Annotated in this window: 14 protein-coding genes; 9 read left to right on the forward strand and 5 right to left on the reverse strand. The window is 64.1% G+C overall.

Annotated elements, in window-relative coordinates:
- The first annotated feature begins 31 nt into the window (after window positions 1-31).
- From Q0X62_RS04200 to Q0X62_RS04235, 8 genes are all read left to right on the forward strand, one after another.
- A complete protein-coding gene (locus tag Q0X62_RS04200) occupies window positions 32-1735 on the forward strand; it encodes a hypothetical protein (protein WP_297732017.1) in 1704 nt (567 codons plus the stop codon).
- Window positions 1736-1812: 77 nt separating this feature from the next.
- Window positions 1813-3654, forward strand: a complete 1842-nt coding sequence (locus Q0X62_RS04205; protein WP_297732019.1) for a DUF885 family protein — start codon at window positions 1813-1815, stop codon at window positions 3652-3654.
- On the forward strand, window positions 3651-4265 hold the full coding sequence (locus tag Q0X62_RS04210; protein ID WP_297732021.1) for a hypothetical protein: 615 nt from the start codon (window positions 3651-3653) through the stop codon (window positions 4263-4265). The genes Q0X62_RS04205 and Q0X62_RS04210 overlap by 4 nt, the downstream gene beginning before the upstream one ends.
- A gap of 71 nt (window positions 4266-4336) precedes the next feature.
- Window positions 4337-5671 (forward strand): tRNA (N(6)-L-threonylcarbamoyladenosine(37)-C(2))-methylthiotransferase MtaB, encoded by a 1335-nt coding sequence (mtaB, locus tag Q0X62_RS04215; protein WP_297732023.1) that lies wholly within the window; start codon window positions 4337-4339, stop codon window positions 5669-5671.
- Window positions 5668-6597 (forward strand): signal recognition particle-docking protein FtsY, encoded by a 930-nt coding sequence (ftsY, locus tag Q0X62_RS04220; RefSeq protein WP_297732025.1) that lies wholly within the window; start codon window positions 5668-5670, stop codon window positions 6595-6597. The genes mtaB and ftsY overlap by 4 nt, the downstream gene beginning before the upstream one ends.
- A 3-nt stretch (window positions 6598-6600) precedes the next feature.
- Window positions 6601-7449 (forward strand): EamA family transporter, encoded by an 849-nt coding sequence (locus Q0X62_RS04225; RefSeq protein ID WP_297732027.1) that lies wholly within the window; start codon window positions 6601-6603, stop codon window positions 7447-7449.
- 21 nt (window positions 7450-7470) lie between these two features.
- Window positions 7471-8118: a septation protein IspZ gene (locus tag Q0X62_RS04230; protein WP_297732029.1), complete on the forward strand. Its 648-nt coding sequence runs from the start codon at window positions 7471-7473 to the stop codon at window positions 8116-8118.
- A gap of 84 nt (window positions 8119-8202) precedes the next feature.
- A complete protein-coding gene (locus Q0X62_RS04235; RefSeq protein ID WP_297732032.1) occupies window positions 8203-8814 on the forward strand; it encodes a MarR family winged helix-turn-helix transcriptional regulator in 612 nt (203 codons plus the stop codon).
- On the opposite strand, the gene Q0X62_RS04240 is transcribed toward Q0X62_RS04235, so the two are convergent.
- The 3 genes from Q0X62_RS04240 to ccmC are packed head-to-tail and all read right to left on the reverse strand — an operon-like array spanning window position 8811 to window position 10218.
- A complete protein-coding gene (locus Q0X62_RS04240; protein ID WP_297732034.1) occupies window positions 8811-9317 on the reverse strand; it encodes a thiol:disulfide interchange protein in 507 nt (168 codons plus the stop codon). The genes Q0X62_RS04235 and Q0X62_RS04240 overlap by 4 nt on opposite strands.
- The gene (ccmD, locus tag Q0X62_RS04245; protein WP_297732036.1) at window positions 9317-9472 is read right to left on the reverse strand and encodes a heme exporter protein CcmD; all 156 of its coding nucleotides are present in this window, start codon (window positions 9470-9472) and stop codon (window positions 9317-9319) included. Before ccmD ends, Q0X62_RS04240 begins: the two co-directional genes overlap by 1 nt.
- Window positions 9469-10218, reverse strand: a complete 750-nt coding sequence (gene ccmC / locus Q0X62_RS04250) for a heme ABC transporter permease CcmC (RefSeq protein ID WP_297732038.1) — start codon at window positions 10216-10218, stop codon at window positions 9469-9471. Before ccmC ends, ccmD begins: the two co-directional genes overlap by 4 nt.
- Before the next feature lie 113 nt (window positions 10219-10331).
- On the opposite strand from ccmC, the gene Q0X62_RS04255 reads away from it, so the two are divergent.
- Entirely contained in the window at window positions 10332-11402 is a 1071-nt protein-coding gene (locus Q0X62_RS04255) for a DUF5694 domain-containing protein (protein ID WP_297732040.1), read from the forward strand.
- Window positions 11403-11405: 3 nt separating this feature from the next.
- Here the strand turns inward: Q0X62_RS04255 and Q0X62_RS04260 are convergent, their stop codons facing one another.
- Complete coding sequence (locus Q0X62_RS04260; RefSeq protein ID WP_297732043.1) at window positions 11406-12074, reverse strand: heme exporter protein CcmB; 669 nt, start codon at window positions 12072-12074, stop codon at window positions 11406-11408.
- Window positions 12071-12724, reverse strand: a complete 654-nt coding sequence (gene ccmA / locus Q0X62_RS04265; protein WP_297732046.1) for a heme ABC exporter ATP-binding protein CcmA — start codon at window positions 12722-12724, stop codon at window positions 12071-12073. The genes Q0X62_RS04260 and ccmA overlap by 4 nt, the downstream gene beginning before the upstream one ends.
- Window positions 12725-12769 lie beyond the last annotated feature (45 nt).

Genomic DNA, 12769 nt, shown 5'->3' on the forward strand with positions numbered 1-12769 from the left:
CGCATGAATGCCCCCACTCGGGGAGACAGACATGCTGACGAAATTATTGGGCGCCGCCGGCGCTCTGGCGCTCCAGGCCACGGCCGACACTGACCAACTGGACTACACGCTCGAGATGTCCAGCGAAGTCGGTATGACCTATGTCACGATCGCGCTCACCCTGACCGGCGAAGCGGACGGAGAAACCGGCATCATCCTGCCCGGTAATTGGGGCGGCCAGGATGCGCTCTGGGGTGCCGTCGAGGATATTTCCGTCACCAGCGAAGACGGCACAGTTGCCGTCCTGATCACCGACGACCCATCGCGCCTGACGCTCACCCATGAGCCGGGTGCGGCCCTCACCCTGAGCTATTCGATCACACCGGAACGAACCGGAGAACCGCAGGCATCGGCGGGGGACTACTATCGGCCCTATGTTGAACCGGACTGGGTTCACCTGATCGGTCACACCGTTTTCGCTGTCCCCGATTCCGATGCCGAGTTCGAGGTCTCCATGGCGCTTGATGCGCCGCCGGGCTGGACCCTCGCCTCGGACCTCGAGCAAGGCGAACTGGACGTTGAAGCACTCCTCACCAGCATCACGGTTGCCGGTGATTTCCGTATCCAGGAACAAAGGGTCGATGGCGCGCCTCAGCGGGTGGCCATTCGCGGTGATCATGCCTTCACGGATGCCGACATGGCGCAATCGGTCCAACAAGTCCTGGCCGCCAATGAAGCCTATTGGGGCGCCGAGCCGGAACCCTTCCTCGTGACCGTCCTGCCACTGGAGGCGGAACCGGGGCATATGAGCGTTGGCGGCACCAATCTGGGCGACGCTTTTGCCTTCTTCACCACCAATAATGCGGAAGCCGGCATCCTCCTTCGTATTCTCACTCACGAGCATGTTCACACCTGGATCCCCGGCCGTGTTGGCGGCCCCATCTCAGGCGAGAACGAACCGGCCGGCTACTGGTTTTCCGAAGGCTTCACCGATTTCCTGACCCAGCGCGCCGCGGTCAGGGCTGGCCTGTGGCCAGCGGAAGCCGCGATCACGGCCTGGAATGAAGCGTTGCTGGAGGACTTCAATTCACCGGTACGCGATGCGCCGAACGACGCCATCATCGCCGGCTTCTGGACCGATCCGGATTTTCAGCGCCTGCCCTATCATCGCGGCATGATCTTCGCGGCGCTCGTCGACCACACGATCCGCGCTGAAACCGGCGGCCGACTGGATCTCGACGACGTTTTCGCCGCCATGCGGGACGAACCGCCCGTCGAGCCCGCGCCGCTGGTCTTCGCAGAGATCGTGTTGGACATCACCAATGTCGACATCACGGACCTTTACGAGCGCCACATCATCAATGGCGAACCGATCAGCCTGCCGGCCGAAACCTTTGGTGACTGCGGGCCGGTCGAAACCATCAGCGAACCGGTCTTCGTCTATGGCATGTCCGGCCAACGCGATGAGGCGGGCCGCTTCGAGATCACCGCCGTCGATCCGGACGGGCCGGCCGCACCCGCCGGCTTCCAGCCGGGCATGATCATTCTGGAACGCCTTGAAGGGTCGGTGGGTGACGCCAGGGTCGACAGTGTCCTGCGCGTCCAGACGCCGGAGGGCGAAACCCTGGACCTGCGCTATCGCCCCACCAATGGCGAGATGCAGACCTATCCGCGCATCGCGATAGCGTCGGGTGATCTGGCATCCAATGGCTGTGCGGCACGACTGGCAGGCCTGCCTGAAACCCGCACGGACTGATCGGACCGGCAGGGTGACGGCCCGGCTTGCGGGGCGCTGCCTGCCGGGCCATCCTCTGGCCAACAGGGGAGAGACACATGCCTTTTCAACGACCCACACGCCTTCTTGCCGGCGCCTCGCTGCTCGTTCTGGGTCTGACAGCACCCGCCGCGCTCGCCATGCCGATCGCCTTCCAAACCGCCAAGGCGGGTCTGACCGTCCAGGATGAAACGGCCGCCAGCGCCTTTGCCCAGCTGGTCGAGGACTTCGAAGCCTTCGAGCACGAGAACAGCCCCGGCGCCCGGGCGCGCGACGGGGACCTGGAAGCGGCCGGTGAATGGTTTGATGTCTCACCGGAGAGCCTTGCCGCCCAGGCTGAAGCCGAAGCGGCCTTCTTGGAACGCCTGGAGGCCATCGACGAGAGCGCGCTCGACGCGAATGACGCGACGTCCTACGCCGTGCTCGACTATCTCCTGCGCTTCCGCGTCGAGCTCGCGCCCTTCGACGAGATGCGGGCGCCCTTCCGGAATGATAGCGGCTTCTTCTCGGCCCCCTCCTATGCCTCGTCTTCGACCCGCCCGCGCACGATCGCGCGTGCTGAAGCCTGGGTCACACGCATCAACGCCATCCCGGATTATTTTGACGCCAATATTGCCTGGATGCGACAGGGCCTTGAAGACGGTTTCACCCAGCCGCGCCTGATCGCCGAGCTGGCGGCCTCCCAGGTCGAAGCGTTGAGCGATCCGGACACGCTGACGGAACTCCTGATCGCACCGATCGACCGTTTGCCCGAAGGTCTGCCGCAAGACGAGCGAGACCGCGTCCGCGCCGAGGCGGAGGCCGCGATCCGCGACGCCGCCATCCCGGCTTATGAAAACCTGCTGGCCTTCTTCCAGGACGAATACATTCCGCAAACCCGCGAGAGTCTCGGAATTTCAGAGGTTTCGGCGGGGCGCGAATATTACCAGACCCTGGTCCGCTATCACACGACGCTGGATACCTCGCCGGAAGAGGTCCATCAGCGCGGTCTCAATGAAGTCGCCCGTATCCGTGCTGAAATGGATGAGGTGATCTCCCGGACTGGGTTTGACGGCACATTCGCCGAATTCCTCCACTTCCTGCGCACCGACCCGCAATTCTACGCTGAAACGCCGGAAGAATTGCTGATGCATGCGGCCTGGATTTCCAAGCGTGCTGACGACGCCATGCCACGCTTCTTCGGCAATCTGCCGCGCCTGCCCTATGGCGTGCGCCCCGTGCCGGACACGATGGCGCCGACCTATACAACGGGCCGCTACTGGCCGGGCGATCTCGAGAACGGAGTGGCGGGCGGCTATATGGTCAACACTTACGACCTGACCCAACGTCCGCTCTACACCCTGCCCGCCCTGACCGTGCACGAGGCAGTTCCGGGCCACCACCACCAGATTTCGATCGCCGCCGAACTCGAGGACGTGCCCGAGTTCCGCCGCGACAATTACATCACCGCCTTCGGCGAGGGATGGGGCCTCTATACCGAGACCCTGGCCACCGATATGGGCCTGTATACGACGCCCTATGAAGAGTTCGGCCGCCTGACCTATGAGATGTGGCGCGCCTGCCGGCTCGTGGTTGATACCGGCATCCACTATATGGGCTGGACCCAGGCTCAGGCTGAGGCCTGCCTGCTCGAGAATTCCGCCCTGGCGCCGCACAATGTGCGCACCGAAGTCCAGCGCTACATTTCCTGGCCGGGTCAGGCCCTGGCCTACAAGTCCGGCGAGTTGCTGATGCGTGACCTGCGCGCCCAGGCGGAAGCCCGGCTTGGCGCGGACTTCGACATCCGGGCCTTCCATGACCGCCTTCTGGACGATGGCGCCATGCCGCTGTCAGCGCTGGAAGCCAAGATGCTGGCCTGGATCGACGAGCAGGAAGCGGAGCTGGCGGAGGCGGGCGAATGATTGCCTTTGCCCTGACCGACGCCCTGGTCACGATCGGCGCCATTCTCGGCATCTATCTGCTGTGGCCGCACCGGCGTGACGGCAAGGTGCGCATGATCCGGCTTGGTCTCGGCCTGATGGGCTTTGCGGCCCTGGTCGGGGCCATTCGCTTCGCCTCCGGCCAGGTCGATGACCTCGCCGAGATCCACAGCCTCACCAGTCAGTTTGCGGCGGCGGCGGGCCTGTTGCTGATCGCGATCGGCCTGTTGCTGAAAGCCAATGATGCTCGGCTTGATCCGGGCATTACGCGCTATGTGCGCTACGGCATTCCGATGCTGGTCATCTTCCTGATGATCTTCCCGGGCACGGGCGGCGTTCTCGGCTTCCTGCCGACCCTGGCCTTCATTCTCGGACTGGTCGGCAGCGGCATGCTGATCATGCACGGCCAGCGACCGGCTGGCCTGGCCTGGCTGGCCAGCTTCCTGGTGCTGGGCGTGGCCTCCATCCTGATCGGGGGCAGCCGGACCGAAGCGACATTCGGGATCACCAACTGGCATCTTTACCACGCCCTGCTCGGCATCTGGGCGGTCATGGTGGGGGAAGCGACCAAACGCGTGATGGCCCGGTCCTGACGCTGGAATGACGGAGTGGTTGCCCGCGCCGCTTGACGATGGGCGGCCACTCCACCACTTATCCGCACTCCATGAGTGCGCATGATGACAATCCGGCCGCTTCCGGTGCCGACACCCCGCCGACACGGCCGGTCGGCACCGAAGCCGGGCTCGACATTTTGACCTTTGGCTGCCGGCTCAATGCCTGGGAGAGCGAGGTCATGCGCAAGCATGCGCGCGAGCAGGGCCTGACCAATACCATTCTGGTCAATACCTGCGCCGTGACCAATGAAGCCGTGCGTCAGGCACGTCAGCACATTCGCCGCGCCCGCCGCGACAATCCCGACGCCCAGATCATCGTCACCGGCTGCGCCGCCCAGGTCGATCCGGACATGTTCGGCAAGATGCCGGAAGTGAGCCGCGTCATCGGCAATGACGAGAAGCTCAAGGCGGAGACCTATCGGCCGGCTGACCTGCTGGGCGGTACGGAGAAGGTGCGCGTCAACGACATCATGAGCGTGACCGAAACGGCGGGCCATCTGGTCGAGGGCATGGAGGGCCGGGCCCGCGCCTATGTCCAGGTCCAGAATGGCTGCGACCATCGCTGCACTTTCTGCATCATCCCCTATGGCCGCGGCAATTCGCGTTCGGTCGGCGCCGGCGAAGTGGTCGACCAGATCAAGACACTCGTCGACAGCGGCCATAGCGAAGTCGTCCTGACGGGTGTCGATCTCACCTCCTGGGGTGATGACCTGCCTGGCACGCCGCCGCTGGGCCGACTGGTCCAGTCCATCCTCAAACATGTGCCGGACCTGCCGCGCCTGCGCCTGTCCTCGATCGACGCCATCGAGATCGACGACGCCCTGTTCGAAGCGGTGACGGGTGAAGAGCGGATCGCGCCCTATCTTCACCTGTCGCTTCAGGCCGGTGATGACATGATCCTCAAACGCATGAAGCGGCGCCATCTGCGCGACGACGCCATCGCCTTGTGTGACCGCCTGAAATCCGCCCGGCCGGAGATTGCCTTCGGCGCCGACATGATTGCCGGCTTTCCGACCGAGACCGAGGCCATGTTCGAGAACTCGATCCGGCTCGTCGACGAGTGCCGGCTCGCCTATCTGCACGTCTTCCCCTATTCGCCGCGCCCCGGCACGCCGGCAGCGCGCATGCCGCAGCTCGAACGGTCCGTGATCAAGGAGCGCGCCACCCAGCTGAGGGCCAAGGCTGACGAGGCGCTTGCCGCCCATCTCGACGGCATGATTGGGATTGAGAAGGCCGCCCTGGTTGAAAAGCCCGGCTTTGCACGGGCCGGTAATTTCGCCAGCATCCGCATCCCCGAGGCCGACATCCCGCGGCCCGGTGCGCTTGTCGATATCGCCATATCCGGGCATGACGGACGCGAACTTCAGGGGGTCATCACCGGATGAGCGAAAAGAAACCGGGCTTCTTTTCCCGGCTTGCGCAGGGGCTGAAACGCTCCTCGACCAAGCTCGGCGACAGTGTCAGCGCGATTTTCACCAAGCGAAAGCTCGACCGCGACGCTCTGGACGAGCTGGAAGATGTCCTCATCGCGGCCGATCTCGGCGCGGCGGCGGCCATGCGGGTCACCGACCGTCTGGCCAAGGATCGCTTCGACAAGGAAGTCACGGACGAGGAAGTCCGCGAAGCCCTCGCCGAGGTCGTGGCAGAAACCCTCACTCCGCTGGAACAGGCGCTCGATCTGAGCGGTGCCAAGCCGCAAGTCGTGCTCTTTGTCGGGGTCAATGGCTCCGGCAAGACCACCACGCTGGGCAAGATTGCCGTCAAGCTGAAGCGCGAGGGCCGCAATCCGATCCTGGCTGCCGGCGACACCTTCCGCGCCGCCGCCATCGAACAGGTCACGATCTGGGGCGAGCGGGCCAAATCCCCGGTCATCAAACGCGAAATCGGGGCGGATGCTGCCGGACTGGCCTTTGACGCCATCGACCAGGCCGATCGCGACGGCCATGACGTCGTGCTGATCGACACCGCCGGCCGGCTGCAAAACAAGACCGAATTGATGGACGAGCTGAAAAAAGTCGTGCGCGTCATCAAGAAGCGCATGCCGGACGCACCCCATCATGTCGTGCTGGTGCTCGACGGCACCGTCGGGTCCAATGCCGTCTCCCAGGCCCAGGCCTTCCTGGAAGCCTCGGAAGTCACCGGTGTGGTGATGACCAAGCTGGACGGGACTGCAAAGGGTGGCGCGCTGGTGCAGGTGGCCGAGAAATTCCAGCTGCCCATCCACTATATCGGGATTGGCGAGGGCGAGGCCGACCTCCAGCCCTTCTCGGCCCGGGACTTCTCGCGCGCGCTGGCCGGTCTGGACGACTGACGCGTGGATAACACGCTCGTCCTTGCCACCCTGGCCATGCTGGGTTCGGCGCTGGCGCACGCCATCATGACCCTGCTGACCAAGAAGGCGAATGACCGACTGGTCTTTCGCGGTCTGACCCAGGGCTTCCTGGCCGTTCTCATCCTGCCCTGGCTGCTCTTTCAGCCCATCCCGCCCTGGGAGGTCTGGCGTTTCCTGCTCGCCGGTGCGGTCGTCATCTGGGCCTTCAACATGTTGCTGGTCGCCGCCTTCAACGAGGGCGAGATGAATCTGGCCTATCCGGTGATGCGCGGCGCCGCGCCGGCGTTGGCCGCGATTGCCGCCTTTGTTTTCCTGCGGGAGACCGTCAGCCCTGGGCAAATGGCGGGTCTCGGTGTTGCCACCGCCGCGCTGATCGGTTTTGCCTGGCCGGAGAAGAATGGTCGCCCCAAGCTGAAACTCATCCTGCTGGCCCTCGCGGCCGCCAGCATGACCGCCAGCTATACCGTCATCGACGCGGCGGGTGTGCGCACCTCCGGCCAGCTCTTCATCTATCTGGGCTGGTTCTTCGTCCTGTCCGGCGTGACCATCCTGCCGACAGCCATCGCACGGCGCGGCGGCCGCTTCCTGACCATTGCCCAGCGAGAGACCAAACCGGCCCTGATGTGCATGGGTTTCAACCTCGCCACTTACGGCCTCGCGCTTTATGCCTACGCCAACGCACCGGTTGCGCCAATGGCGGCCTTGCGCGAGCTGTCCATCGTCCTGGGAGCGCTGCTCGCCGCGCTCGTACTGAAGGAACCCTTCGGCGGACGGCGCATCGCACTTGCAATCTGCCTTGCTGCCGGGCTCGTATTGCTTCAGGTGATGTAAACCGCAAACGGAGTGCCGATCTTGGCCCAGACCCAGAACACGTCCGAGCAGAGCTCGCGCCTCCTCATCGATGCCGGCCCCATCGGGGTGTGGATTGTCGTCTACAATGTCGCCCGCATGTTTGCCGCCGATCAGGCGATCTATATCGGTACCGGCGCCTACATGATCGCGGCGACCATTGCGCTGGTGATGTCGATCCGGATCGAAAAACGCATTCCGCCCATGCTGGTCTTCACGACGATCATTGTGCTTTTCTTCGGTGCGCTGGGGATCTTCCTGCAGGACCCCATCTTCATCTACGCCAAGCCGACCATCATCAATCTCTTCCTGTCCTATCTGATCCTGGTCAGCCTCGCCTTCGGCCAGAATATCTGGAAGATCTTCTTCAAGCATATTTTCGAGCTGACCGACCGCGCCTGGATGCTGCTGGCGATCCGCTGGGCGCTCTGGTTCCAGTTTCTCGCCTTCCTCAACGAGGTCATGTGGCGCCACATCACCGACAGCGTCGTTCCAGAGAGCGCCCGCTGGTTTGCCGGCCTGGAATTGAGCGAGGCCTTCTGGTCCAATGCCAAGCTGGGCGTGATGGTCTTGTCGATCGGCTTTGCGGCCTCGCAGATGCCACTCGTGCTGAAAAACCAGCCCAAAGGCGCGGACGAGCCGAGGCTCTGAAAGCGACACTCCGTGTTCGGACATTTGTCATTTTCACGTTATAAATCCGCCCTAGGATAAATTCCCGAACAGCCGGGGGGCGTCATGGCGCACGATGAGCACGACACCGAGAGCTTCCACCTTTCGGACTCTCCGGGACACCTTCTTCATCGGGCCCAGCAATTTGCGGCAGAACGCTTCACCAAAGCCATGGCCGGAGCCAAACTGACCCAGCGTCAATTCGCCGTCCTGCATGCGACGGCAGAAGCGGAAGGGCTGAGCCAGACCCGATTGGTCAAATCGACCGGAATTGATCGCTCAACGCTTGCCGAGCTGGTTGCCCGCATGGTCAAGAACGGTCTGCTGGCACGCGAGAAGCTCGCGGACGACGCCCGCGCCAATGCCGTCAAACTGACGCCCAGCGGTCGCGATTTGCTGAACACTGCCATGCTCGGCGCGATGGAGGCCGACAAGGCCATTCTCTCTGCCCTGCCCAAGAATAAGCGGGCCAGCTTCCTCGAGACCTTGCGCCGTATCGCCGTAACGCTCGAAAAGGGCGAGGAAGCCGCCAAGGCCGCCAAGCAGAAAGCCAAGGAAAAGAAGAAAAAGGCCAAGAAGAAGGCCAAGGAAAAAGCCAAGGCCAAGGCCAAGAAGGCTGAAAAGAAAGCCAAAAAGGCCAAGGACGCCAAGACCGCCCACAAGGTCGACGCCGCCTAGTCGCGGCTTGCGCGCTCGAGGGCCGGATAGATCGCATTGCGCAGCGCGTCGGCCGTCAGCGGCCCTGGCCAGCGTGCATGAATTTCACCATCACGGATGACGAGCGTTTCCGGTGCTCCGCTGATCCCCAGCGCCGTGACAGAGGCATTATCGACATCCTGCATGACGCCGATGAAGGGATTGCCGAGATCGTCGAGGAATTGCCGGGCGTCTTCCGGCGTATCACGCCAATTGAGCCCGTAGATAGCAATACCCTCACTCCGCAGCGCCATCAGGACCGGGTGTTCGGCATGGCAGGGCGCGCACCAGCTACCCCAGACATTGAGCAGCCATACACCCTCGATGGCATTCGGATCAAACTCGGCGCGGCCCTCGAGCGACGCCATTTCGAGGCCCGGCAAAGGCTCGGTGGGCGCCGGAGCCGGATCGGCGAGGTAGCGCCACCCGAGGACGGAGACGAGGCCGAGAACGGCCAACCAGGCGATGAAACGCGCCCCTCTCATCACGCTTCGTCGTCTTCCAGACGCCGCAAGGCCGCCCGGGCCGCACGGCGCTCCAGCACCGCATGCAGGATCAAGCCTGCCAGAGCCGCAAACGAAACGCCCCAGGTCGGCCAGACGAAGGCGGCATAGCCCCCCATGTCGAAAAACGCACTCATGACACCGCCTCCTCACGCGCCCGGGCCGCCTGTTCGCGTTTGCGCTGCAGGGTCCGGGCCCGGCGACGCAAGGCTTGGCTGCGCAAGCGATAGAGAATCAGCCAGCCAGCCAGGAAGGTGTATCCCACTGCCATGATGGCGAGTGGCCAGAGTTGGCTGGAATGGATGGTCGGCCCGTCAAACCGGATCACCGAGGCCGGCTGGTGCAGGCTGGACCACCAGTCGACCGAGAATTTCACGATCACCAGATTGATGATCCCCGCCATCGCGAGTATGGCACCAGTCCGGGCAGCCTGCTGGGCATCCTCTAGCGCCGCGCGCAGTGCCATATAGCCCAGATAGACGAGCAGCAGGACCAGCACCGAGGTCATCCGCGCATCCCACTCCCACCAGGTCCCCCACATCGGCTTGCCCCACAACGAGCCGGTGAACAGGGCCAGCACGGTGAAAACGGCGCCGATCGGCGCGATCACCTCGGCAGCCGTATCCGCCAGCGCGTGACGCCAGACAAAATAGACAAAACTCGCCACTGCCAGCGCCGCATAGAGCGCCATCGCCATATAGGCGGCGGGCACGTGCACATACATGATCCGGATCGTCTCGCCCTGCTGGTAGTCCGGCGGCGAGCCGAAGAAGGAGAGATAGACGCCCACGCCAAGCAGGATCGCGGCCAACGCCCCGAAAATCGGGATCAGGGTCCGGGCCAGCTGGTCGAAACGCTGCGGGTTGGAGAAATAGGACAGCATGTCAGCTGATTACTTTGCCCGCGCCGACGGGGCAACTGCGACGGAATCGCCATTTTCGCGCAGTCGCATCCGTTCCGGCCTTCCGGTGCATCCAATCGCCAGGGAGGACTTCCATGATCTTGCAGATTATCGCCGCTGGCCTTTTGACCCTTCAATCCACTACGCCGCTTCTCGAAGAGCCGGTCAGGCCTCGAAATGAGGTCGGGCAGATCGATGGGTCCCGCACGGAGATCGCCGTGCTCGGCACACCCCATCTGAGCAGTATTGACGGCTTTGACCCGGTCTGGGCCGACGCCGTTGTGTCGCGTCTGGCAGACTGGCAGCCTGATCTCGTGCTGATCGAGCAGTTGCCGGCCCCCGAAATCGAGATGATGCGGGCAGACGCCGACTATTCGGATGTCATTGCTCAATTCGCAGCGCGCACGATCGAGATTTCCGATGAGGCCCTGATATCTCTGGATATCACCCGGTCCGAGGCGCGCAACGCGCTGGAAACCCCTTTGCCAGAGATGCCCTCGCCGGAACAACAGCGTGAGCGGGCGGCGCTTTTTCTTGCCAATATGGAGCCCACATCCGCGCTCGTTCAGTGGCAGAGATTGCCGGCTGCGGAACGGCGGGTCGGTGATGGTTTGACCGAGACATTGGTGGAGCAGCTGGAAACCGAGGCGGCCCGCATCAATGAAACCACACTCTTCGCAGCAGCCATCGCCAACGCGACTGGCCTTGACCGCATCCATCCCTTCGACAGCCATGCGGAAAAGCGGGCTTTCCTGTCCGACATTGACGTGGTGATGCAGGCCTTCCAGGCCAGCCGCGTGATGCAGGACGTCATGCAGGGCGAAGCCGCCGCAGCGCTCCGCGCCGCAACAGTCGGCATCGATAGTGCGGACGCACTTCTGGCTGTCCTGCGGCGCGTCAATGGCCCCGGCCACCAACGCCTCGACATCGCCGTCCAGTGGACCTCTTTCACCAGTGCAGACATGAACGGTCTGGGTCGGCAGCGCGTGGCCTATTGGGAAAGCCGAAATCTGCGCATGGCAGCGAATATCCGCGAGATCACGGCCCGCTATCCGGGCGCTCGTGTGCTGGTCATTGTCGGATCGGCCCACAAACCCTATCTCGACGACCTATTGGGCCGTGCGATGGACGTCGCGCTGGTCGATACTGTCGGCCTGCTCGAATAGGGCCTAGCTCAGTCGGCTCCGAATCGCCGCCGCAATTCCGAACGGCGCCAGCGCGGTCGTCCCCAGCGATACCGCCAGCGTCAACAGAAGATTGGCGACCGCCCGTTCATCGCCCTCGAAGGCCGAGCGTCCCGCGCCCGCTGCAAAAATCAGGACTGGCACCATCATCGGTGTGGCGATCAGCGCAATCAGCAGTCCGCTGCGCCGAATGCCTGCGGCCAGCGCGCCGGCGAAACCGGCAATCAGGGACAGGGCCGGAATGGCGGCAAGCAAGGCCAGCGCTCCAATGAGTGCGGGCTGGACGGGCACGCCATACATCATCGCCCCCAGACAGCCGATCACCGGCAGGGGCCAAAGCGTCGCGGCGGCCTGTCCCATTACCTTGGCCAGGACCAGCCAGGCCGGGGACACGCCACTGAGCAGATAGAGCTCGGCGGTCCCGTCGCCATGATCGTCTCCGAACAGGCGATCCGCCGATTGCAGGACGGAGAGGAGCGCGGCAAAGCCCATGATCCCGGGACCGACCGCCGAAAGGAGGTCCGCTGCGGGGCCGATGGCCAGCGGTGCCAGGGTAATCGCAGCCAGGAAGAATGCGGCCGGACCCGCCGCACCACCACCGCCGGACCAGGCCAGACGGGCTTCTCGCGCGAAGACAGCGCCCAGCGCGTTCATCGGTGCGCTCCCAGATCGATCCGCTTGGCCTCGGGCCAGTCGAGCAGCTGATGGGTCGCCGCGATCACACTGCCGCCGCGGGCGCGATGCCAGGCCACAAGCGCCGCCAGACGCGCGCGACCACCGCCATCGAGCGGGCCGGCCGGCTCGTCGAGCAGCCAGATCGGACGATTGGACAGGGCGACGCGGACCAGGGCGGTGCGCCTCTGCTGCCCGCGGGAGAGACGCGAAGCGGGGCGATCGATCAGGCTTTCCACGGCCATCCCCCGCATCAGCGGCAGAATGGCCTTGCGGCTCTGCCCGGTCAGGTCGGCCCAGAAGCGCAGCGCGGACCGGGGCGTCTCATTGTGTTTGAGGCCATCGGCATGCCCAAGCCAGCCCAGATAGTCCGCGGCAGCCTCACCCGGCGGCAAATCGCCAAAGCGGATCTCACCGGCATCGGGTCGGATGAAACCGGCGAGCGCGCGAAGCAGGGTCGTCTTGCCGGTCCCGTTCGGGCCGCTCATCAGCACCGCGTCACCGGGGGCCAGTTCCAGGGAGAAATCGCGCACCAGCTCGATCCCGCCGCGCGCCAGAGACAAACCGGAAACCCGAAGTGTTTCGGTCGCAAGGGCCGGCATGTCCGGAGCAATTTCGGTCGCGCTTTGCATGGTGATGCATGTCGCCCGACAGCGCCCCATCCGTCAACGCACGGA

Source organism: uncultured Maricaulis sp., assembly GCF_947259345.1.
Taxonomy (GTDB): Bacteria; Pseudomonadota; Alphaproteobacteria; order Caulobacterales; family Maricaulaceae; genus Maricaulis.